The sequence below is a fragment of the Paenibacillus sp. fava2 genome (assembly GCF_058313675.1).
The window spans coordinates 6,192,095-6,214,279 of the sequence record NZ_CM177755.1 but is presented as its reverse complement, the minus strand read 5'-3'; the positions used below and the strand labels follow the sequence as shown (position 1 = coordinate 6,214,279).

The 22,185-nt window shown below is 52.6% G+C and carries 19 protein-coding genes; 13 read left to right on the top strand and 6 right to left on the bottom strand.

All coding sequences use genetic code 11. The features are described 5' to 3' along the window. Positions 1-155 precede the first annotated feature (155 nt). The 5 genes from AC4G46_RS27290 (at position 156) to AC4G46_RS27270 (ending at position 4,284) form a co-directional block, all read left to right on the top strand. On the top strand, positions 156-932 hold the full coding sequence (locus AC4G46_RS27290) for an NAD-dependent epimerase/dehydratase family protein (protein ID WP_491125465.1): 777 nt from the start codon (positions 156-158) through the stop codon (positions 930-932). A gap of 313 nt (positions 933-1,245) precedes the next feature. Further along, positions 1,246-1,956 (top strand): glycosyltransferase family 2 protein, encoded by a 711-nt coding sequence (locus AC4G46_RS27285; protein ID WP_491125464.1) that lies wholly within the window; start codon positions 1,246-1,248, stop codon positions 1,954-1,956. Positions 1,957-2,022: 66 nt separating this feature from the next. Beyond that, positions 2,023-2,544 (top strand): GNAT family N-acetyltransferase, encoded by a 522-nt coding sequence (locus AC4G46_RS27280; RefSeq protein ID WP_491125463.1) that lies wholly within the window; start codon positions 2,023-2,025, stop codon positions 2,542-2,544. Positions 2,545-2,713: 169 nt separating this feature from the next. Then, on the top strand, positions 2,714-3,664 hold the full coding sequence (locus tag AC4G46_RS27275; protein ID WP_491125462.1) for a ring-cleaving dioxygenase: 951 nt from the start codon (positions 2,714-2,716) through the stop codon (positions 3,662-3,664). Between the two features lie 26 nt (positions 3,665-3,690). Beyond that, a complete protein-coding gene (locus AC4G46_RS27270) occupies positions 3,691-4,284 on the top strand; it encodes a flavin reductase family protein (protein WP_491128988.1) in 594 nt (197 codons plus the stop codon). Positions 4,285-4,362: 78 nt separating this feature from the next. Here AC4G46_RS27270 and AC4G46_RS27265 read toward each other — a convergent pair whose 3' ends face one another. The 3 genes from AC4G46_RS27265 to AC4G46_RS27255 are packed head-to-tail and all read right to left on the bottom strand — an operon-like array spanning position 4,363 to position 7,939. Then, complete coding sequence (locus AC4G46_RS27265) at positions 4,363-5,760, bottom strand: sensor histidine kinase (RefSeq protein WP_491125461.1); 1,398 nt, start codon at positions 5,758-5,760, stop codon at positions 4,363-4,365. Further along, the gene (locus AC4G46_RS27260; protein WP_491125460.1) at positions 5,754-6,449 is read right to left on the bottom strand and encodes a response regulator transcription factor; all 696 of its coding nucleotides are present in this window, start codon (positions 6,447-6,449) and stop codon (positions 5,754-5,756) included. Before AC4G46_RS27260 ends, AC4G46_RS27265 begins: the two co-directional genes overlap by 7 nt. A 14-nt stretch (positions 6,450-6,463) precedes the next feature. Next, positions 6,464-7,939 carry an FG-GAP repeat domain-containing protein gene (locus tag AC4G46_RS27255; RefSeq protein WP_491125459.1) on the bottom strand — a complete coding sequence of 492 codons (1,476 nt, stop codon included), beginning with the start codon at positions 7,937-7,939 and terminating at the stop codon, positions 6,464-6,466. 164 nt (positions 7,940-8,103) lie between these two features. Here AC4G46_RS27255 and AC4G46_RS27250 point away from each other — a divergent pair, with 164 nt between their 5' ends. Then, positions 8,104-8,805, top strand: a complete 702-nt coding sequence (locus AC4G46_RS27250; RefSeq protein WP_491125458.1) for a metallophosphoesterase family protein — start codon at positions 8,104-8,106, stop codon at positions 8,803-8,805. A gap of 13 nt (positions 8,806-8,818) precedes the next feature. Here the strand turns inward: AC4G46_RS27250 and AC4G46_RS27245 are convergent, their stop codons facing one another. After that, positions 8,819-9,859 carry a LacI family DNA-binding transcriptional regulator gene (locus AC4G46_RS27245; RefSeq protein ID WP_491125457.1) on the bottom strand — a complete coding sequence of 347 codons (1,041 nt, stop codon included), beginning with the start codon at positions 9,857-9,859 and terminating at the stop codon, positions 8,819-8,821. Positions 9,860-10,372: 513 nt separating this feature from the next. Here AC4G46_RS27245 and AC4G46_RS27240 point away from each other — a divergent pair. The 6 genes from AC4G46_RS27240 to AC4G46_RS27215 all read left to right on the top strand — a co-directional run bounded on the left by AC4G46_RS27240 (position 10,373) and on the right by AC4G46_RS27215 (position 20,521). Next, positions 10,373-11,230, top strand: coding sequence for an ABC transporter permease (locus AC4G46_RS27240; RefSeq protein ID WP_342566523.1), 858 nt, complete (start codon positions 10,373-10,375; stop codon positions 11,228-11,230). Between the two features lie 17 nt (positions 11,231-11,247). Next, positions 11,248-12,129, top strand: coding sequence for a carbohydrate ABC transporter permease (locus AC4G46_RS27235; protein WP_342562926.1), 882 nt, complete (start codon positions 11,248-11,250; stop codon positions 12,127-12,129). Positions 12,130-12,189: 60 nt separating this feature from the next. After that, entirely contained in the window at positions 12,190-13,806 is a 1,617-nt protein-coding gene (locus AC4G46_RS27230) for an ABC transporter substrate-binding protein (protein ID WP_491125456.1), read from the top strand. Between the two features lie 415 nt (positions 13,807-14,221). Then, the gene (locus tag AC4G46_RS27225; protein ID WP_491125455.1) at positions 14,222-15,706 is read left to right on the top strand and encodes a glycoside hydrolase family 32 protein; all 1,485 of its coding nucleotides are present in this window, start codon (positions 14,222-14,224) and stop codon (positions 15,704-15,706) included. 17 nt (positions 15,707-15,723) lie between these two features. Continuing rightward, positions 15,724-16,608: an ROK family protein gene (locus AC4G46_RS27220; RefSeq protein ID WP_491125454.1), complete on the top strand. Its 885-nt coding sequence runs from the start codon at positions 15,724-15,726 to the stop codon at positions 16,606-16,608. 109 nt (positions 16,609-16,717) lie between these two features. Further along, positions 16,718-20,521 carry a GH32 C-terminal domain-containing protein gene (locus tag AC4G46_RS27215; RefSeq protein WP_491125453.1) on the top strand — a complete coding sequence of 1,268 codons (3,804 nt, stop codon included), beginning with the start codon at positions 16,718-16,720 and terminating at the stop codon, positions 20,519-20,521. Between the two features lie 124 nt (positions 20,522-20,645). On the opposite strand, the gene AC4G46_RS27210 is transcribed toward AC4G46_RS27215, so the two are convergent. Together AC4G46_RS27210 and AC4G46_RS27205 are read right to left on the bottom strand one after the other, a co-directional pair. Further along, positions 20,646-21,014 carry a hypothetical protein gene (locus AC4G46_RS27210; protein WP_491125452.1) on the bottom strand — a complete coding sequence of 123 codons (369 nt, stop codon included), beginning with the start codon at positions 21,012-21,014 and terminating at the stop codon, positions 20,646-20,648. Between the two features lie 68 nt (positions 21,015-21,082). Next, positions 21,083-21,556 (bottom strand): DUF2798 domain-containing protein, encoded by a 474-nt coding sequence (locus tag AC4G46_RS27205; RefSeq protein WP_491125451.1) that lies wholly within the window; start codon positions 21,554-21,556, stop codon positions 21,083-21,085. A gap of 138 nt (positions 21,557-21,694) precedes the next feature. On the opposite strand from AC4G46_RS27205, the gene AC4G46_RS27200 reads away from it, so the two are divergent. Then, complete coding sequence (locus AC4G46_RS27200) at positions 21,695-22,111, top strand: MarR family winged helix-turn-helix transcriptional regulator (RefSeq protein WP_491125450.1); 417 nt, start codon at positions 21,695-21,697, stop codon at positions 22,109-22,111. Positions 22,112-22,185 lie beyond the last annotated feature (74 nt).

Genomic DNA, 22,185 nt, shown 5'->3' with positions numbered 1-22,185 from the left:
CGAAAGTAATGAATATTCTATTGTACCCGTTTTGGGGCAGGCAGAATACCCGCCTGCATATCTGAGTACCTGATTATTTGTATAGTTTTCTGTTCCTGCGGGTAATAACTAACAGCGCAACTATCCATGAACGGCGGGAAAGGAGCTGGTTCACCATGAAACGAAAACTGCTTGTAACAGGAGCATCAGGCAGGATAGGCAATACCATTTATCAGGGGCTCAGGGCAGACGGCCGGTATGACGTTATTGGAGCGGATATTGAGGAGGATGCTGAACAGGGAATTGTTCAGTTGGATATTGCCGATGAGGAACGGATGGCGGAGCTGACGCGGGGTGTCGATACGGTGCTCCATTTTGCCTGGATCAAGGATGAGGAGGATTTCCTCGGCAAGGTGCTGCAGGGGAATGTGGCCGGAGCGTATAAGCTGTTTGAGGCTGCGGTGCAAAGCGGCGTAAAGCGGATCATCTTCGCCAGCTCCAATCATGCGACCGGGTTCTATAAGACGGACGAGCAGGTTGACCCGTCCGACCCTTACCGTCCGGACAGCTTCTATGGCCTGAGCAAATGCTATATTGAGCTGCTCGGCCGGCTGTACGCCGATCAGGGTAAAATCTCCTCCTTCAACATCCGAATCGGCAACTTTCCGGGTGATGACCGACCTCATTCGGAGCGTGCGGGCCATATCTGGATTTCGGAACGCGATATGCTCCAGCTTGTTATGTGCTGCATTGAGGCCAAGGATGAAATGCAGTATCTGAACCTGTACGGCACGTCTGCCAATAGCGATAACTATTATGACATCGCTTACCTGGAGGGGCTGATCGGGTACAAGCCGCAGGATGACGGAGCCGAGCTGCTCAGGCAGGCCAGGGAGCAGGGCCGGGAAATACGCCAGGACGAAACCGTCTACCAGGGAGGACAAAAGGAATAAAGCAGGCATAAAGGGAAGAGGCTCTGCATGGCGGGGCCTCTTTTTTGCTGTACCCGGCGGGCTGCCCGAAAGGGCAGGCAGACTCCGCCCCTTTGGACGATGGCGGCAGGCTGCCTGTTATATAGGATAAGGGAATAGAGAATGATTTAGCAAAGAGGAGACAATACTGATGGCAAATTAAAACCAAGCTTAAGGAATTGACCGCTGATGCAGAGGTTGCTTCGGTTATTAGCAAGGAAGTGGAATTAAAGCGGCTGGAGGCAGCGGGGAATACCCGGATTAGGCGTCTTGGCTGAAAATGGAGGTGTTGCCGGTGGTCCGTCTGTCAGTTGTCGTGCCGGTCTATAACGAAGAGAGAAACATACAGGATCTCTACTTGAACGTTACTGAAGCGTTGCGGGAAAAAGTCGATAGCTATGAGCTGGTGCTGGTGAATGACGGCAGCAAGGACCGGAGCTCCTTATTGCTGAATGAGCTGGCCCGGCTGGACCCGGCGGTAAAGGTCGTTCATTTCAAGCGGAATTACGGGCAGACTGCCGCAATCTCAGCGGGAATCAAACATTCACAGGGCGAATTAATCGCCCTGCTGGATGCCGGCCTGCAGACAGATCCCCGGGATATTTTCAGGCTGATGCCTTTTATCGGAAAAATTGATTTTGTAAACGGAAGACGCACGGGCCGTACGGGTCCAAGACTGAAAAGAATATCTTCACGGATCGAAAACAGAATTTGCAACTGGATTACCGGCGAAGCGATTGCGGATACAGGCTGCCCCCTGAAGCTGTTTACCCGGGAGGTGGCCGACAGTCTGCATTTATACAACGGGATGCACCGTTTTTTGCCGGCTCTGGCCAGAATGAACGGATTCTCGGTCGTTGAAGTCACAGTAACGCATCAGAAAAGAAAACATGGAATCTCTGTATACAGTATCCTAAGAAAATGCTTCAACGGTCTTATGGATGCCATGCTCATCGGCTGGCTCAAGAAAAAAGGAATCATGAATCATATCAAAGAAGGACATTGAGCAGGAGACCGGCAACCCGGGAGGAATATAGTATAGATACATTAGAGGGAACGGGGCGCTGAGAAGTTGATTGTTAAAATGACACATGCAACCATGGAGGACTACAACAAGCCGAATGAAGAATTTCCCGTTACAGAACGGATTCTTCTAAGGTATGAAAGCGGTGTGTGGACGTACACGGAAGAGACGCTGGAAGAACCTCATATGAAGCGTTATGCAGATGAGGAGCTTGATGCAGCATATATTGAAGAAGACGGTAAGGCCGTATTTTTATATTATGACGGTGCGGATTGTTCCGGGCGGATCAGACTGCGTACCAACTGGAACGGATATGCGATGGTTGAAGAGATCGGCGTAGCCGGCAGCCGGAGGCAGCAGGGAATCGGGACCCGGCTTATGGACCGGGCCGTGGAGTGGGCACAGCAGCATAAGCTTGCCGGACTGATGCTGGAAACGCAGGATGTCAATGCGGCTGCTTGCCGCTTTTATGCCCGTTATGGTTTTAGCATCGGGGGAGTGGATACTATGCTTTACTCCAATTTCCCGGCTGCCGCTGAGCGGGCGATTTTTTGGTATTATAAATTTTAAGAAAAAAGTCTTGACTTTAAGATAAAAAGAGAGTAAATTGAAATCAAGGAATTATCTTAACTTAAAGATAATTTTCCGGACTATATCTTAAAGTTAAGAATCTTTAAATCATAATATCGTATGAAAATGAACCTCTGAAATCACACTATCCTAAAAGGAGTCGGTTATAATGACTAATGTAACAGCAAAGCAAACAATGGGGATTCACCATATTACAGCGATTGTCGGTCATCCGCAGGAGAACATGGACTTTTATGCAGGCGTGCTGGGCTTGCGTCTGGTCAAGCAGACAGTCAACTTTGATGATCCGGGCACGTATCATTTCTACTTCGGTAATAACGGCGGGAAGCCGGGGACGATCATTACCTTCTTCCCTTGGCCTGGAGCTTACAAAGGTAAAATCGGCGGCGGACAGGTTGGGGTAACCACGTATATTATCCCGGCCGGGGCGATGAGCTTCTGGAAAGAGAGACTGGCAAAGTTCAAGGTTGCTTTTACGGAGCTGGAACGGTTCGGGGAGCAGGTGCTTGAATTCGATGATCCGCACGGGCTGCATCTGGAGCTGGTGGAGCGGGAAGCCGGGGAGCAGAATAGCTGGACCTTCGGAGGCGTTACACCTGAAGTTGCAATCAAAGGCTTCGGCGGGGCCACACTGCTGTCCACGGATCCGGAAGCAACGGCTGAACTGCTGGAGCAGGTGCTGGGTCTTACCTTTATCGGCCGGGAAAATGATATCGCACGCTACCGTTCTTTGGCTGACCTCGGCAATGTCATTGATCTCAAAATGACCGCTGTACAGCGCGGTGAAATGGGTGTCGGCACAGTGCATCATATCGCCTGGAGAGCAAAGGATGACCAGGATCAGCTGGATTGGCAGAGCTATGTGCATGATCACGGATATGGTGTAACGCCTGTGCAGGACCGGAATTATTTTAACGCGATTTATTTCAGGGAGCATGGGGAAATTCTGTTTGAGATTGCCACAGATCCTCCGGGCTTTGCTCATGATGAAACACCTGAAACTATGGGCACGGAGCTGAAGCTGCCTGCGCAGTATGAGCCGCACAGAGGACAGATTGAGCAGGTTCTGCTGCCGTTCCAGATCAGAGAGCTCGACTAAATTTATTTACGAAAGGGATGAGCGGTGTGCTGAATATAGACCCGGCAGACAACACGGAGAGGGACAATTATAAGCTGCTCGTTGGCAGCATCATTCCGCGGCCGATTGCTTTTGTAACGACATTGTCCGGAGACGGGGTGCTGAACGGTGCGCCATTCAGCTATTTCAATATCGTATCGTCGAATCCGCCGATGATCTCCTTATCCATTCAGCATGCGGCAGGCAAGCCGAAGGATACGGCACGGAACATCATGGAACGTCAGGAATTTGTCGTGCATATTGTGGACCGGGACAATGTGGAGCAGGTTAATATGACCGCAGCTCCCCTTGCGCCGGATCAGAGCGAGGTTTCGCTCGCCGGACTCACGCCTGTGCCAAGCTCGGTGGTCTCCGTGCCGGGTGTCAGGGAAGCGAAGGTAAGAATGGAATGCGTGCTGGAACGCACGGTAGAATTCCCGGGCTTCGAGCTGCTGATCGGCAGAGTCGTCCAGTTTCATATTGCCGAAGACATCTATGAGCAGGGCAGAATTGATCCGCTCAAGCTTGGGGCAGTCAGCCGTCTGGCCGGTAACCATTATGCCGGAATCGGGGAGATTTTTGAGATCGAACGGCCGGTCTGAATTATAGGTTAAACAGGAAAAAGCCGGTTGATTCCCGGCTTTTTTTCGTTTGCGAGCGGATCATTATTGTGGATTCAGCTACTCCATAATATATCGCGGCAGCTCAACGATCACTGAGGTTCCTATCTTGAACTCACTCTCTATCTTTATACGGCCGCCGTGCAGCCCGATGATTTCCTTGCAGATGGCCAGCCCCAGACCGCTGCCGGACTGGCGTGAGCGTCCCTTGAAGAATTTGGTGCCAAGCTTCTCCAGGTCAGCCGCTTCAATGCCTTCGCCGGTGTCCGTTACCGTGACAATGATCAGCTCCTCCTGCGGAGCGGCGGTAATGCTTACCGCCCCCTCGGCCGGAGTGAACTTGAAGGCATTGTCCAGCAGATTGACGAACACCTGCTTCAATCGGTTGAAGTCCCCGTTGACCGGCAGCGGCTGATCGGGAATATCGGCGTAAAGCCGGATTTGCTTCGTCTGACCGCGGTACCGGAACTGCAGCAGCAGGTCCTCCAGCAGCCCCCTGAGATCATACGGCTGCAGATCAACCGTAATCTCCCCGGCCTGAAACTTGGAGAAATCAAGCAGGTCCTCAACCAGCCCGATCAGCCGGTCCGTTTCGCCGGTCATCACCTCGAGACCCTGCAGGGTCTCTTTTTTATCGGACAAATCACCCATAAGCAGCGTCTCGCCCCAGCCTTTAATGGAGGTCAGGGGAGTTCGCAGCTCATGCGTGACGGATGAGATGAAGTCGTATTTGATTTTTTCACTCTTGAGGATTTCCTCGGACATATAATTGAGCGTAACGGCAAGCGTTCCGATCTCGTCGTTATGCTGCTTCGCCGCCTTCGCCGAGAAATTTCCCGTCGCCATCTCTTTGGCAACCGAGGTCAGCTGCTGAATCGGGCCGACAATCCGTTTGGCAATAATCAGGCTGAGCACAAAGCCGAACAGGATGACGAGCAGCCCGACCCACACCGCATTCAGCACAATCGTGATGATAACATCGTACAGCGGCTCTGCCGATACGGAATACCGCAGCACACCGATATTGGCGCCGGCCTCCTTGATCGGAACGGAGACAGCCATAATCCGTTCCCCGCCCACCGGGGTAAGACTCTGGTAGACCCCCTTGCCGCTGCTGAGCGCAGTCCTCACATCCGGTGTATCAATTCTCTCCGAGCTGGAGAAGCCGAACGAGTTGATAATGACATTCCCTTCAGTGTTAAGAACTTCGACCTTACTGCTCTCTTCCGTTGAGAGGTTCTCCAGAATGTATCTTGCCCGCTCATTGATCGAATAGCCCTCCAGATACTTGTTGAAAAAGGTAGCGGAGGTCGTGGCCCGTGAAGACAGGGTCTCCATTGCACTGCCCAGGTAATAATAGTGGACAGCTACAATAAACACCCCTTCCAGCAGCAGGACGATCAGGAGCAGGACAAGCGTTATATAGGTAATGAGCCGTGCCCTGATCCCTCTCAGCAATGTTGTACCCTCCATAAATAGCCGAATCCCCACACCGTTTCCAGATATTGCGGCCCCGTGGCGTCCTGGCCGATTTTTTGGCGGATCCGGCTAATATTGACATCAACGATTTTGAGCTCCCCCATAAAATACTGTCCCCAGACCGAAGTGAGTATGTCATCGCGGTTAACCGCCTTATTGGGCTGCTCCATCAGCAGCTTAACAATAGAAAACTCAGTGGGGGTGAGCGCAATCTCCACCCCGTCCTTCAGCAGCTTCCTTTCATCGGGCATCAGGGTAAAAGGGGGCAGCTGGATGCTGTTTTCCTGCAGCACCGCCTCCCCGGGATACATGCGACGGAACAGCGAGCGGACTCTGGCCAGCAGCTCAACCGGGCTGAAGGGCTTGATTACGTAGTCGTCAGCCCCTGAATCCAGGCCCATCACCTTATCGACTTCCTGGCTTTTGGCGGTCAGCATAATGATGCCCAGCCGGGGGAACTCTCTGCGCAGCAATGCGCATACCTCAAACCCGCTGATTCCGGGAAGCATCAGGTCGAGAATGGCGATATCGAAATCCCGCTGCTCCCGCGCGGCGGCAAGCGCCGCTTCACCCGTGGCGGCTTCGGTAACCTCAAAGCCGGCCCGCCTCAGATTCACCTGTAAAAAATCGCGGATCGGCTTCTCGTCTTCCAGTACCAGCACTTTCATGGACAACCTCCTAGTCAGTACATCGGCGGCTGCGGTGTGCCGGCCAGCCGCCGGACCTCCTCCAGCGTCAGCTTGAGCTGGTTATACTCCTGCAGCCCGGTGCCGCTCAGCTTGCCGGCTGCATCTGCCGGAGGCAGCACAGCAACCAGCACGGTGGGGGCCGCAGCATCCTCTGTATTTTGCAGCTCATAGAGCACAGTATAAATGCTGTTATCCGCCTTCAGCTTCGCTTCTGCGTTCTGCCATTCCTGCCTGGTCAACAGCCGCAGCTCAAGCAGCGCTGCCTGGGAGCCTGAGCCGGCTTCCTTATAGCTGAACCGGATGTTCTTCCAGGGCTCGGGAGATTCCTCTGCAAGGTCAAGCGCATATTTACCCTTCCAGCTCTGCGGAATATGGAAGTTGAAGCCCCATCGGTCGAACTGCTCTGCCGTAAATTTCAGGCCGGACTGTCCGTCCCATTGATAATATTTGGTAATGAACGGAGTGGCCAGCGGGGCCATACTCTCCGTGCCTGCAGGAGGCACCAGGAAGCCGATCTCCACTATACCGTCGCCGTTCACATCTGTGCTGTACAGCGGATAATCCTTAATTGCCATATTGCTCCCGCCAAGCTTGCTGTCAGCTTGGGGATTCAGGGGCGTGAGCGTAATGTCCCGGCTGTCCGCAAGCTCCCCGTGATGATAATCATCTGTTGCAAGTATATCAATAAATTGGTCATTTTCCCAAGTCAGAAGGGAGGTATAGGGAGAATGTGCGCCGATTGCCACATCTACGAACAGAGCACTGGCGCCCGGAGCCGCCTTGGCGAACTGGGCCTGAATGATGGCCCCGTCAAAAGCCTGGTCGGTCAGGCTCTGCTGCTGCCCGCCCGCCAGCCGGAATAACTGCAGCCTTGCACTTGGCTGCATATCGGTGGTAAAGGTAGTCTGGAACAGGGCGACATCCGTTTGCCCGCTGCCGGTCAGGTCGCCTACCGCCAGATGATCATAAGGCTGCTTGAGGATCTCGGACATGGCGCCGTCCTTTAGACTATAGACCGCCAGCTCTTTGCTGAGGCCTTTGCCGCCGCTGAAGCCCAGCAGCACATCCAGCTGCCCGTCTGCTGTGACGTCAACGAACTGCACGTAATCGAGCTCGCTGCCGACACCGGTAATGGCAGTCAGCTTGTTCCATTCGCCGCTGGACTGCGACAGGACAAGGGTGTTGACTTCAAAATCGGTTTTGTCCGTTTTATAGAAGGCGAGAATTTCATCCTTGCCGTCCTCGTCCAGATCCTGCAGCTGAATAGCGCTTCCCGACTCGGAATGAACGGGAACGGTCAGATGGGAGCCAGCCGGAAGGAAGGATTTTACGATGCTGGTGATGGTTCCGTCCGCATTGCCCTGTGAAGGGGCGCGGAGCAGATCACTGGGCGTCTTGGGCGCGCCGCAGCCTGAAGTTATGAAGGTTAATAATAAAATGGCCCCGAGGCCTAAAGCTGATTTATTCATAAAGATATAATCTCCTTTGCGGTATCTGTGGCTAGTATATCCCAACCGTCAGGCAAAGTAGTTGCAAAATGGTAAAGGTTACGCTGTCTGATGCGCGGCCGGCTTGTTATGATTAAGTAATAAAGCAGGGAAAGCCTGGTTAAGCAGGATGGAGGAGATCAGGGATGAGAAAATTTTTTATGACCGATATTCATGGGGACCTGGAGGGACTGAAGCTGCTGCTGTCACAAGCAGAGGTGGAGCCGGGGCGTGACCAGCTGGTGTTCGGAGGCGATATGATTAACCGGGGAGCGGCTTCCGCCGGTGTGGTTAAGCTGATTAAACATCTGATGGAGCAGTACCCGGACAATGTCCATGCGGTTATGGGCAATCATGAGGAGATGATGGCTGATTATCTGGTGCAGGGGGACAAGCTGTGGCTGAGCCACGGGGGGCGGGAGACGCTGAAAAGCTTCGCTGCCGAATTTCCCGATGAAGGGGTCCGGCAGGAGCAGATGGTGTGGGCCTGTTCTTTGCCTTTGTATTATGAGGACGACGAATATGTATATACCCATGCCGGACTGAATCCCGGTCAGCCGCTGGATCAGCAGGACCGGGATATCCTGTGGATGAATGAGCATGATTTCTATCATCAGCCGCGGGCGGAGCTGCTTGCCTTAACAGGCGGAAAGCCCGTCATTCACGGGCATACGCCGGTAGAGCGGATTTATTCGGACGGAGCCAGAATGAATTGCGATCTGGGCTCGAATACATACTCCGTACTGGATGAACGGGCGCTCGGGCTGGTAAATCTGACGGAGATGACGTATCTCGTCTACAAGCAGGCCGGGAAGAAGCTGGAGGAGCGGCGGATCGGACGGTACTAGTAGCGGCAATTATTTAATTGAATTCCGGCGTCGATTCTCTAATAACCGGCCTCGTGCTGATATGGCTGACCTGATAGGGCTGCTGCGGACTTTCGATCCGGGAGAGCAGCATTTCGGCGGCCTTGATCCCCATTTCACTGCTGTAAATATGGACGGTGGTCAGATGAGGCTCGATGATGCACGCCTCGGGACCGTCATCGAATCCGCAGACGGCGATATCGCCCGGGATGGAATAGTTCGACTGCTTCAGGGCCTTCATCATATTGACGGCGATATAGTCATTGGCACAGATAAAGGCCGAGGGGAGCTCCGGCATAGCCTGTAATTTCCCGGCTGCCCATTCAGGTGTTGCGAAGAACAGGCGGTCCTCCTCCAGGATGCATTGCTCCGTTCGTAGAGGGATTCCCGCTGCCGAAAGGGCGCGGTTGAAGCCTGACCACCGTTCATTAAAGCTCATGCAATGATTGTAGTCCCCGATAAACCCGAGGGTTGTGTAACCGCCATCAATTAGCTTTTTGGTAAGATGATAAGTGCTGTGCTCGTTCTCCATCAGCAGAATATCCGCCTGGAATTCCGGGTAGCATACATGTGCGGAGCAGTCGATAAAGATCGTTGGAACGCCGAGGTCTGTGATCAGCCTGCTGTATTCCAGATTGAACAGCTCGATACAGATGATACCATCTACATTATCCACATCAAAATTATTAGGGAGCGTCAGCGATTTCTGTTCGATTTCCCGTATGATGTGAATGGACAAATTGTAGCCTTCCGCACTGATGTGCTTCTCCAGGCCGCTGATCAGGGTTGAACCGAAGTGGGAGGTATTAGGCAGATTCTCGGTTAAGAGCGCTATGTTCCGGGAACTCTTGGGCAGGACATTCTCCGGCTCTATTAATGAAAACTGCTTATACTTTAACTCAATCGCCTTCTTGATGACCTTGTTTCTGGTTTCCTCAGGCAGGCCTTCTGTGCCGTTCAAGGCTTTGGAGGCCGTATTTCTGGAGATGCCCAGCGCATCTGCGATATCCTGGATCGTTACTTTTCCCCGTGCCATATATGTAAGTTCACCTCTATATTAATGTTTCTCTTCGTCTACTCCCTTAAATGTATAATAGTTTTCGCAAAATAGCAAATAAAACTTTACAAATGCACAAATTAGTTTACAAAATATCATTTCCTATTTGCACAACTTTAAGGGCTGTACTGTGAAACAGCCGCTTTTCAGGTTGAAAGAGGAGTTATTTTAAACAAAAGTTAGCTTTTCTCGCTTTTTGTCAAAAGAAACGGGAGGATTAAGAACAAAATTATGTTCAAATGAACAAATTTATTTTTACAAAATGTATTGACTGATGGATGTTGTTTTGATAAATTGTAAAGGAACCAGAGGGCATTTGCACTGAAATGTAAGCCTTTCAACGATGTCCCCCGAGCTTTGAACTATAAATCATGTACATGAACGGAGGTAAAGGCATTGCAAAATTCAATAGAAGCGGATTCCCGGCGCGTGACGGCGGTGAGGAAGAGCTCCTTGCCGGAATATTTGAAGAAGCATTATTTCCTGTATCTCATGCTGGCCCCGGCGCTGATCCTGACCCTGATTTTTAAATACGGTCCTATGTATGGTGCGGTTATCGCCTTTAAGGATTTCAGCCCGATCAAAGGGATTCTGGGCAGCGAATGGGTGGGACTCTACAACTTTGAGAAATTCCTGTCTTCCCCTAACTTCGAGGTTATTTTTATGAATACGCTTAAATTGAGCTTTTTCGGCCTGATTCTAAGCTTTCCTGTGCCGATTCTGCTTGCCCTGATGCTCAATCAGATCCGCCGCGCCGGGGTCAAAAAGAACATCCAGCTGTTCCTCTATGCCCCTAACTTTATTTCGGTAGTGGTGGTTGTAGGGATGCTGTTCATCTTCCTGTCTCCGACAGGGCCGATTAACCAGCTGTTCAGCTGGATAAACGGGGAACCGGTAATGTTCATGTCGCGTCCGGAGTATTTCCGCTGGATCTACATCCTTTCCGACATCTGGACGGGTGCGGGCTGGGCTTCCATCATCTATGTAGCCGCGCTTGCCAATGTGGACCCTGAGTTACATAACGCGGCCAATCTGGACGGTGCCAATCTGCTGCAAAGAATCCGGCATATTGACCTGCCGACCATCAGGCCGATTATGGCGATTGTCTTCATTCTTGCCGCAGGCGGCATCATGTCCATCGGCTTTGAGAAGGCTTATCTGATGCAGACCGCCACGAACCTGCCGACCTCCGAGATTATTCCGACCTATGTGTACAAAATCGGCCTGCAATCGGGCGACTACGCTTACTCAGCCGCAGTGGGGCTGTTCAACTCGGTTATCAATGTCATTTTGCTGATTACAGTGAACTTTACCGTGAAGAAGCTGAATGAGGGCGAAGGCCTTTATTAGGAAAGGAGCAACCAATCATGTTCGTTAAACATTCGCGGCTGGATCGCTTCATGCTCGCGCTGAACGCAGCCTTTTTGACACTGGCCGTGCTGGTGGTCATTCTTCCGCTAATCTATGTAGTGATCGCCTCCTTCATGGACCCTTCGGTCCTGCTGAGCCGGGGCATTTCATTTAAGATTTCCGACTGGTCTGTTGAAGGCTATAAGATGATCCTTACCAATCCTGCAATGCTGCGGGGATTTGCAAACGCTGTTTTTTATGCCTCCGCCTTTGCGCTGCTGACCGTCACGGTCTCTGTATGCGCAGGCTATGCCTTGTCGGACGACCGCCTGAAGGGGAAGGGCTTGTTTATGACGCTGTTCCTGTTCACGATGTTCTTCGGCGGCGGCCTTGTCCCGACTTATCTGCTGGTTAAAAATCTGGGCCTGCTGGATACGGTCTGGGCTGTCATCATCCCCGGAGCGGTCAATGTATGGAACATTATTTTGTCCAGAACCTTCTTCAAAGGGGTGCCGAAGGAGCTGAAGGAGGCGTCCAATGTGGACGGGGCCTCGGAGATGAGGATTTTCTTCAGCATCGTATTGCCGCTCTCCAAGCCGATTATTTTCGTGCTGGCGCTGTATGCCTTTGTCGGCCAGTGGAATTCGTACTTCGATGCGATGATCTATCTCGATAATCCCGCTCTTCACCCGCTGCAGCTCGTGCTGCGCTCGATCCTGATCCAGAACCAGGTGGACCCGGGCATGATCAGTGACCAGCTGGCGGCGGCGGAAATGAAGCGTTTGTCAGAAATCATCAAATACGCTGCGATCGTGATTTCAAGCCTCCCGCTGATCATTATGTATCCGTTTTTCCAGAAGTATTTTGAAAAAGGTGTCATGGTCGGCTCCATTAAATAGGAAGCAGACTGCACATAGATAAGTTCTTTTCATTCATTTTTACTTTGGAGGTCATATCCGATGAAAAGCTCAACACGTTCAAAAGGTTTGTCAAAAGCAGCATCAGCCTCTGTCCTAGCTTCCTTCATGTTCCTTGCTGCCTGCAGCAGCGGTGGCGGGGGAGGCAGTGCGGCCAGTGAACAGCAGGACCCAAGCGGCAAGGTTACCTTGAACTTCATTACGCAAAGCTCTGCACTGGCCCCGGCCGATCCGAACGACAAGCTGATCAATAAACGGCTTGAAGAAAAAACAAATGTGCATATCAACTGGAAGAACTTTACGAATGATGTGTTTGTAGAAAAAAGAAATCTGGCCGTAGCCAGCGGCGATCTTCCGGATGCTATTTTTAACGCGGATTACAGTGACTATGAGCTGCTGAAGCTGGCTAAGGACGGTACGATCATTCCCCTGAATGATCTGATCGAGCAGAACATGCCCAACTTTAAAAAAGTGCTGGAGGAAGCTCCCGAGTACAAAAGTATGATCACAGCGCCTGACGGTAACATCTACGCCTTCCCCTGGATTGAAGAGCTGGGGAACGGCAAGGAAAGAATCCAGGCAGTGGACAGTATGCCGTGGATCAATGTGGAATGGCTGAAAAATCTGGGCCTCGACATGCCGACGACTACCGAAGAATTGAAGCAGGTGCTGATTGCCTTCAAGACCCAGGACCCGAATGGTAACGGCCAGGCTGATGAAATTCCGCTTTCCTTCATTAATAAGCCTGGAGCGGAGGATTTGGTGTTTCTGTTCGGAGCATTCGGGCTCGGCGAGAACCCCGACCATGCGGTGGTAAGCAATGACGGCAAAGTGGTCTTTACCGCTGCCGAAGAAGGCTATAAAGCTGCTGTGAAATTTATTAATGAGCTGTACAAAGAAAAGCTGATCGATATCGAAGCCTACACCCAGGACTGGAGCACTTATCTGGCCAAGGGGAAGGATCAGAAGTACGGCCTTTATTTCTCCTGGGATAAGGCGAATATTTCCGGTGCGAACGATGCCTATGAGGTGATGCCGCCGCTGGCCGGACCGGACGGTGAAGTAAACGTAACCCGGACGAACGCCCTGGGACTGGGCCGCGGAAAAATGGTCGTCACCAGTGCCAACAAAAACCTGGAAACCACGGCGAAATGGGTCGATCAGCTGTACGATCCGATCCAGTCTGTACAGAACAACTGGGGAACCTACGGGGATGACACCCAGCAGAACATCTTTGAATTTGATGAAGCTGCAGGAATGCTGAAGCATCTGCCGCTGGAAGGCACCGCTCCGGTTGAGCTCCGTGAGAAAACAAGCATCGGCGGACCGCTGGCGATTCTGGATTCCTACTATGGCAAGTACACCACTATGCCGGATGATGCCAAGGGCAGAATGGATATCGTCAAGAACATCATGGCTCCGAAAATGAAAGCGGAGAACGTCATGCCAAGCGTGTTCCATTCCATCGACGAGCTGGACCGGCTGACGACCATCGAAACCGACCTGTTCGCCTATGTGCTCAGAATGCGTACCGAATGGTACCAGAACGGCAAGATTGATGCCGATTGGAATGACTATCTCAAGGAGCTGGACCGCCTTGGCCTGCAGGAATGGCTGACGATCAAGCAGGGCGGCTACGACAGAGCAACGGGGAAGTAAGTAATCATAAAAATAAAGATTGAACGGGAATCTTGAGAAAAGGGAGAAGAACAGCTGAGGATGATGCTGGAACTGAAGACTAGCATCGGAAGGATAGGCTATTTGGATTGAACTTGGAGATATAGTTACAGGGGGGAGTGGCGGAGGAGAAGTTTGGAGCTGTAGGAACGATAGTGTCCGCCTTTGTGTCCGGATTTCAACCGCGATCAGCGGACTAAATTCAAGAAATCTGGACACAACAGCGGCCGGAAGCCCAAACATTCTCTGCAGCTACGGCTAATCCCCGAAACAAATCACTAGTACAGTCTAAATCCAATCCTTACAGCTGGCGAAATCCAGCCTAGCCCGCAGCTGAGCCAGACCTTTTCTCTGAATTCCCGGTTCAATCTATCCGGGAGAAAAGGAGAAATCATATATGTCAGCAATCACAGAGCAAAACTACCGGGGTGCCTATCACTTTTCACCCCAGAAGAATTGGATGAACGATCCGAACGGGCTCGTATACTTCGAGGGGGAATACCACTTGTTCTTCCAGCATCACCCGGACGGTATGAGCATGGGGGAGATGCACTGGGGCCATGCCGTGAGCAAGGATCTCATTAACTGGGAAGAGCTGCCGGCTGCGCTGGTGCCGGATGAACTGGGCATGATTTTCTCGGGGAGCGCCGTTGTGGACTGGAAGAATACGACGGGCTTTTTCGAGGATAAGCCGGGGCTTGTAGCGATCTTTACCCATCACCTGAATATGCCGGAAGGACAGCCACCCGTTCAGTATCAAAGCATTGCGTACAGTAAGGATAACGGGAGAACCTGGATCAAATATGCCGGAAATCCGGTGCTGACCCATGACAGCTTCATCGATTTCCGTGATCCCAAAGTGTTCTGGGATCATGACGCCAGCCGCTGGATGATGATCGTGGCCTGCGGCCAGACGGTATGCCTGTACCACTCGCCTGATCTGATTCACTGGACCTTCGCCAGCGAATTCGGTGCCGGGATCGGCTCGCATGATGGAGTGTGGGAGTGCCCGGATCTCTTCCCGCTGCCGGTTGATGGAGACGAGGACAACGTTAAATGGGTGATGCTAGTGAGCATTGGTGCCGATCCGGCCTTTGAGGAAGGCTCCAGAACGCAGTATTTCACAGGCAGCTTCGACGGGACTGTATTCACGCCTGACGAAGCCTCGCAGCGCGTCCGCTGGGTGGATTACGGCAGGGATAATTATGCCGGGGTTAGCTGGTCCGATCTTCCCGAGGAAGACGGGAGACGCCTGTTTATCGGCTGGATGAGTAACTGGATGTATGCTCCGCAGACACCGACAGATGGCTTCCGCGGAGCGATGACGATTCCCCGTGAGCTTTCACTGGAAACGAGAAACGGGGAAGCGGCGCTCATCCAGAAGCCTGCTAAAGAGCTGGAAGCAGCGCGTATCCCGGTCCTGTCCCTTAAGAATGCTTCGGTGCATGAAATTAATGCGGCCTGCGCAGGGCTTGAACTGGACGCCTACCTTATAGAGGCGAAGCTTCCGCGCGGTACGTCTGCCGGATTCCGCCTAAAAGCAGGTGCGGGGGAGCATACCGTTGCCGGAATTCATGCGCAGACGGAAGAAGTGTACGTGGACCGCAGCGCTTCCGGGCAGGCTGATTTCCACAGCCTGTTCGCGGGGGTTCATGCCGCGAAGCTTGCGGCACCGGCTGAAGTCTATGATCTGAGTATTTATGTAGACCGTTCCTCGGTGGAGGTATTCGCGGGCGGCGGCCAGGCGGTTATTACGGATCTTATTTACCCTGGCCCTGCTTCCGCCGGTCTGGCTGCCTTTGCAGAACAGGAAGAAATGGTGTTCTTGTCGCTGGAGCTTTATGAGCTGGCCTCATCTGCCGCAGCCGGCGGCAGGAAGTAAGCGGAGGTGGAGCTAACATGCGTATAGGAGCTATTGAAGCAGGCGGAACGAAATTTATCTGCGGCATCGGGGATGAGCACGGACGGATTGAGGATCAGATCAGCTTCCCGACCGGTCATCCGGATCAGACGATGCCTCAAGTAATTGACTATTTCCGGGACAAAGGGGCAGAAGCCATCGGGATCGGATCGTTTGGCCCGATTGATATCCGCCCGGATAGCCCGGCCTATGGTTACATTACCACCACGCCCAAGCCGGGATGGGCCAATTATGATCTGCTTGGGACCTTGAAGCGAGCTTTTCCGGTTCCGCTGGGCTGGGATACCGATGTTAATGCTGCAGCCTATGGCGAGGTGAAATGGGGGGCGGCCCAGGGGCTGTCCAGCTGCCTCTACATTACAGTGGGTACGGGAATCGGTGTCGGTGTCTATGCCGAGGGCCGGCTGGTTCATGGTCTTGTGCATCCTGAGGGCGGGCATGTTCCGACGAGACGGCATCCGGAGGATCATTATTCCGGAAGATGCCCCTATCACGGGGACTGTCTCGAAGGAATGGCCGCAGGACCAGCTATTGAAGCCAGATGGGGGGCAAAGGGGCATGAGCTTCCTGCCGGCCACAAGGCATGGGAGATTGAAGCCTTCTACATTGCCGAGTCCGTAACCCAGGCTGTCCTGCTGCTCTCCCCGGAGAAAATCATACTCGGCGGCGGCGTTATGCAGCAGTCCCAGCTGTTCCCGCTGGTCCGGGAGGCTGTGAGCCGGAATCTTAACGGATATGACAGTGCGGATGCTATTCTCACGCAAATGGATGAGTATATTGTGGCTCCGGGTCTTGGTCAGCAGGCCGGATTATGCGGTGCGCTGGCTCTGGGTCTAACAGCAATGGACAAAGCCCGGAAGTAGTTCAATCTATTATTGATATAACAGCAGACAAGGCCGGAGTGATGCAGATGCAGCAAACCGGCCTTGTGTTTCAATATGAACTATCATTCACAGGAAAAGAGGTAGAAGGATGAACCGTAAAGCGAAATTAGTGCTGAAAATTCTGCTGAGTGCGGGACTCATGTTCACTTCAGCAGGGATAACACCATTCCATTCTGAGGCAGACAGGGCTGAAGCGGCAGAGCCGGCAGCAGGCCAAGGACCCGAGGGGGAGATGAATATTTTTGAAACCGCTACCAAACTAAACAGCAATTTGACGGGATGGTACACAGCCGGAAAAGGCAGACAAGAGAACACAGCGGACGGACTTTTGCTGACCTCGGACCAGCGGGAAAATGTGGCGGCTTTATCGCGGGCTTCCGCAGATGATTTTATTTATGAAGCGGATGTGATGATCAAGGAGGGGCAGCCCGATGCCTCGCTGCTGTTCCGCGCAAGCGGTGACGGAAAACAGGCCTATATGCTGCAGATTGTGCCGCAAGCCGGTGTGATCCGTCTAAGGGATGCGGCAAATGGAGCCGGCAGCCTGCAGGAGGAACGCCAGATTCCTCTGGCTCAAGGCGAAATCTATCATCTGAAGGTGAAGGCCCAGGGCTCCTCTCTGAAGGTATACTGGGGGAATCAATACAAGCCGGTAATTGATATTGAGGACCGTACCTATACCTCCGGCCGACTCGGGCTTCACGTCTGGGATGGGGCTGCATTGTTCCAGAACATCCTGGTGAGCGATCTGCAGGGGAATCTCGGAACTGTGCTGACCAGTGAAGGTCATTGGCAGCCGGATCTGAACGGTAAAAAAGGCTCCTCCGGTAATCAGGGCAAAGCGCTGCTGCTCTATGACAGGCCTGCCGCCGATTTCGTGTATGAAGGGCAGATATCCCTTCCTTCGGACGGCACTGCGGGTCTTGCTTTTCGGTCCACTGCTGACGGCACCGGGGGATATGAAGCGGCTCTGATCAAGACGGGCAGTCAGCTTCGTGTCCGTTTAACCAAAGCAGACGGTACGGTCATAGCAACCTCAAGTCGTACTTATCCTGGTCAAGCGGGTGCGAAGCATGCGCTGGAGGTGCAGGCGAAGGGGAGCCAAATTCAGATTTTTGTGGATGGCTATACTCCGGCGGCTATTGATGTCACTGACCGCTCTTATGTGTCCGGGAGTACAGGGCTCGTCGTAAACAGCGGAACCGCCTATTTTCAGAATACTTATGTTACGGATGCAGCCAGCTATAATAATGAAAAATACCGGCCGCAGTACCATTACACCCCGATGCGCGGTTCCGTCAGTGATCCGAACGGGCTGGTCTATTTTAACGGAGAATATCATCTGTTCCATCAGGACGGCGGTACATGGGCACATGCAGTTAGCACAGACATGCTGAGCTGGAAGCGGCTCCCGATTGCCCTCCCGTGGAATGATTACGGGCATGTCTGGTCCGGGTCTGCCGTAGCCGATCTGAATAACACCTCGGGTTTGTTCGGGGATTCAGGCGGACAGGGGCTGCTCGCCTACTATACGTCCTACAATCCGGATGCCGCCAACGGCAACCAGCGGATTGGTCTGGCTTACAGCAAGGATAAGGGACGCACCTGGGAGTATGCCAAAGAACGTCCAATCGTGATAGAGAATCCCGGAAAGAACGGGGAGGACCCCGGGGGCTGGGATTTCCGCGATCCAAAGGTAGTGCGCGATGAGGCCAATAACCGCTGGGTGATGGTCGTATCGGGCGGGGACCATATCCGCTTTTTTACCTCAACCAATCTGCTCGACTGGACGTTAACCGATAATTGGGGTTATGGCAGCTATATCCGCGGCGGGGTATGGGAATGCCCGGATCTGTTCCCGCTTACGGTGCAGGGAACCTCAGAGAAGAAGTGGGTGCTGATGATCAGCACAGGAGCGAATCCGGCAACGGGCGGATCGGATGCGGAATATTTTGTCGGAAATCTGACCGCAGGAGGGAAATTCGTGAACGATAATCCGGCGGGAACGGTGCTGAGAACCGATTTTGGCAAGGAGTTCTATGCGTCCATGTCCTTTTCGGATATGCAGGATGGACGGAGAGTGATGCTGGCGTGGATGTCGAACTGGGATTATCCGTTTGCCTTTCCGACAACGGGCTGGAAGGGGGAGCTGACGGTTCCGAGAGAAGTTACGCTGATCCAAACAGGTGACGGGTTCCGGCTGGCCCAGAGCCCGGTTAAAGAGCTGGAATCGCTGCGCAGCCCGCTTTATTCGGCATCCGGGAAGATCGTATCCCCTTCTTCGCAGAATCTGCTGAAGGGCATTACTGCCGGAGCGTATGAGCTGGAAGCCGAAGTGGAGATTCCCGCCGGCAGCGGTGTGTCGGAATTCGGATTTAATGTGCGTGAGGGGAATAGCGAAAAGACGGTTGTTGGTTATAAGCCGGCTGCGGGCACAGTGTTTGTGGACCGTTCCCTTTCCGGGGAGACGGATTTCTCCAGCCTGTTCAGCGCCAGACATGAGGCGCAGGCGACAGCGGAGAACGGCAGGATCAAGCTGCGCATTCTGGTGGATGAAGCCTCGGTCGAGGTATTTGTGAACGGCGGGAAGGCTGTGTTCTCGGATGTCATTTTCCCGGACCCGGCCAGCCGGGGAATGAGCTTTTATACCAAGGGCGGCAATGTAAAGGTGGTCTCATTAAAGGCTTACAAGCTGGCTTCGGTATGGAATACCGGGGCGGATCTCTCCACCCGGATCATGATGGATACCAGCGAACGTGAGCTGAGTGCCGGTCAAAGTGCGACTCTGCAGGCCGCGGTAGAAAACGGACCCGGCAACGGCGCAAATCCGCTGAAATGGGCAACAAGCAATCCCGGGGTTATAGCTATACAGCAGGCCGGTAATTCCGGGGCGGTGATTAAGGCGGTAAAAGCAGGCACAGCTGTTATCACGGCAGCTACACCGAATGGAAAAGCAACTGCAAGTGTCCGTGTGCAGGTCTTTGGAGGGGAATTCCGGACCAGCCTCAGCGGCTGGACGAAGGATCTGTCCATGGCCTCGTGGCTGGCTGGTGAAGACGGCATCCGCGGAAGCTACTCCGGCGATGCCCAGTATATTGCCGAAGAACAGGCGGGGAATTTCACCTATGAAGCTGACATGAAGCTTGGCACTGCCGGAGGAGCAGGCTCTCTTCTGTTTAGGGCAAGCGCGGACGGTCGCAGCGGTTATTATCTGAATCTGGACCCCAATATGAAGTCGTTCCGCTTATTTTACAAGATCGGCGGGCACTTTGAAGAACGGCAGGTGCTGGTCAAGGTGCCCGCTTTCATTCAGCCGGACCGGGTATACCGTCTGAAGATACAAGCGGACGGCCCTCATATTACAGTATACCTGGACGGGCAGAAGCTAATGGATGTGCAGGACGGTACTTTTGCCGAGGGGCATTTCGGCCTGCATGTATTCGGGGGAACGGCTTCGTATCAGAACGTAAATGTGAGCGGGGCTGTACCGGCGAAGCTGCAGGCTTCAAGCCTGGTAAACGAGGCCTCACGGAAATCGCTGTATACGGTTAGTCTGACGAACGGTGAACCCGTAACGGTTAAAGCGGCGGATGAAGCGTCAGACCAGAAATGGATATTTGTGCCGACCGGCGATGAAGCAGGCTCTTATTCCATCCGTACAGCCTCCGGTCAGGCTCTTGACTTGAACACAGGGAAGAATGTCATCCAGCTCTACTCATACCTGGGCTACGATAATCAGCGCTGGCTCATCCAAAGAAATGAGGACGGTTCAGCAGCGATCCTCTCGGTTCATAATCATCTGGCGCTGACGGTTTCGGCAGACGGATTAAGTGTGAGCCTTGCAGCTCCGCAGGCTGGTGCAGCAGGCCAGAAATGGCAGCTGAGCTTCTGAACCGCTAATAGGAGGTCTTTAGGCCAAACCCTTTTATAGAAAAAAGCAGTCCCGGTGCAGATACATTGCACCGGGACTGCTTGTATGTTGAGGCTATCTGATAATAACGAAGTCGGCAGTTCCTTTAGATCTGCCGTCCGTTCTCTCCTTTAAGCTCCTTGCGCAGCAGGTAAGCTTCGGCATAGGTAATCATAGCCTGGATAAAAATAAACAGCAGCTGATTCATCAGCGTCGTCTCGGCTGTGATAATAAGGACAACGGTGATAAATCCTGTCAGCAGAGCCAGTAAAATCAGTCCTAAGGAAGGATTACGGTTGGCGCTTGGTCTAAACACATTCAACAGCGTAATGAATACACCCTGAGCCAAAAAACAGTTCGCAATCAAAGTGAAATTATCCCACATTCTTGATTCAAGCTCTGTGCCGAAAATATTAATAAGGATAAGGGCTACGATTAGCGCGAAGAGTGAGATACCATCCTTTTTGGCAAGCATGGCACAACATCCTTTCATAGCAGTTTGTTATCCATTATTACCCAAGGCTCTACTGAATCAAGCAAGCACTAAGCGCTTTGCACCGCTGCCTTCACCGGATAGATTTTTGTAAATAAGAAGCGGGCGAGCGGACCGACAATCAGCAGTTGCAGCGGCAGGGCGCAGATGAAATTAAGACCAAGGATGGTCAGATAGTGACGCAGAAAGTTGTCTCCGAAACCGTAGTGTGCTAGTGTGCCATATAGGGACATGCAGATAACCATGCCGCAGACCATAAAAGACGAGATGGTTAATACTTTTTTGATCACGGGATCGGTTGGCTTAAGCAGCTTGAACGCCAGCCCTTTGGCGATTTTGCTGACGACGAAGATGTCCAGCACGAGTGCGACTGCGAGCGCCGGCAGCAAGCCTGCTGCAACCAGCATAAACACTTCGCTTGTTGCGCCGGCCGATATGATTACATTATAAAAGCTCATTCCCAAGACCATCAGGAAGCACGTCATGCTGGTGAAGACCAGTGCTTCTTTTTTGTTTCTGCCCATTGTTCAAACTCCCTTAGCTTTAGGTTTTTATGCTTCACTCATATTAGCAGTGGGTCGGATTATTGTCAACCGAGTTGACAATAATCCCGAAGAATGTTCAAACTGAAATAGTATTCTGATAACTGGAGGCCTTTTGTGATGAAGGAATATATCCGCGGCTTAAATCTGATTGATCTGGTCAGTGAAAAACATAAAGTATTGCGTGAACAGGTAAGTGCAGGCAGCGGTGATCCGCTTAACCATACAGAGACGCATATTCTGGCCAAGCTAGAGCTGCACGGCAGGCTGTCCATCTCGGACATTAGCCGTAGGATCAGCATATCCCGCCAGGGGGCGCAGAAAGTGGTCAATTCCCTGCTGGAGCAGGGCTACGTCGAAACCGTCCAGGTGGAGGGAAACAGCCGTGACAAATACATCTCCCTGACCGCCAGCGGGCTGGAGGTGTGCCGTAGAATGCTGGAGATCAAGCAAAGGATCGAGCAGGAGATTGCCGCCAAAATCGGCACGGAACAGGTGAAGCTGCTGAAGCAGCTTCTGGCAGAGGACTGGCTGTAGGGGGGCCTGAAAGGCACAGGTGTCAAAAGAAAATAAAGTGTGGGACTGACGAGGTTTTCATAAAGACCCAAGGA

What these genes read in the sequence shown, in the direction of transcription:
- AC4G46_RS27275 (WP_491125462.1), top strand. Translation starts at nt 2,714, where the DNA reads ATGACTAATGTAACAGCAAAGCAAACAATGGGGATTCACCATATTACA.
- AC4G46_RS27200 (WP_491125450.1), top strand. Translation starts at nt 21,695, where the DNA reads ATGAAGGAATATATCCGCGGCTTAAATCTGATTGATCTGGTCAGTGAA.
- AC4G46_RS27260 (WP_491125460.1), bottom strand. Translation starts at nt 6,449, where the DNA reads ATGAAAGTGCTGGTACTGGAAGACGAGAAGCCGATCCGCGATTTTTTA.
- AC4G46_RS27210 (WP_491125452.1), bottom strand. Translation starts at nt 21,014, where the DNA reads ATGCTTGCCAAAAAGGATGGTATCTCACTCTTCGCGCTAATCGTAGCC.
- AC4G46_RS27220 (WP_491125454.1), top strand. Translation starts at nt 15,724, where the DNA reads ATGCGTATAGGAGCTATTGAAGCAGGCGGAACGAAATTTATCTGCGGC.
- AC4G46_RS27230 (WP_491125456.1), top strand. Translation starts at nt 12,190, where the DNA reads ATGAAAAGCTCAACACGTTCAAAAGGTTTGTCAAAAGCAGCATCAGCC.
- AC4G46_RS27290 (WP_491125465.1), top strand. Translation starts at nt 156, where the DNA reads ATGAAACGAAAACTGCTTGTAACAGGAGCATCAGGCAGGATAGGCAAT.
- AC4G46_RS27250 (WP_491125458.1), top strand. Translation starts at nt 8,104, where the DNA reads ATGAGAAAATTTTTTATGACCGATATTCATGGGGACCTGGAGGGACTG.
- AC4G46_RS27240 (WP_342566523.1), top strand. Translation starts at nt 10,373, where the DNA reads ATGCTGGCCCCGGCGCTGATCCTGACCCTGATTTTTAAATACGGTCCT.
- AC4G46_RS27235 (WP_342562926.1), top strand. Translation starts at nt 11,248, where the DNA reads ATGTTCGTTAAACATTCGCGGCTGGATCGCTTCATGCTCGCGCTGAAC.
- AC4G46_RS27205 (WP_491125451.1), bottom strand. Translation starts at nt 21,556, where the DNA reads ATGGGCAGAAACAAAAAAGAAGCACTGGTCTTCACCAGCATGACGTGC.
- AC4G46_RS27255 (WP_491125459.1), bottom strand. Translation starts at nt 7,939, where the DNA reads ATGAATAAATCAGCTTTAGGCCTCGGGGCCATTTTATTATTAACCTTC.
- AC4G46_RS27225 (WP_491125455.1), top strand. Translation starts at nt 14,222, where the DNA reads ATGTCAGCAATCACAGAGCAAAACTACCGGGGTGCCTATCACTTTTCA.
- AC4G46_RS27245 (WP_491125457.1), bottom strand. Translation starts at nt 9,859, where the DNA reads ATGGCACGGGGAAAAGTAACGATCCAGGATATCGCAGATGCGCTGGGC.
- AC4G46_RS27215 (WP_491125453.1), top strand. Translation starts at nt 16,718, where the DNA reads ATGAACCGTAAAGCGAAATTAGTGCTGAAAATTCTGCTGAGTGCGGGA.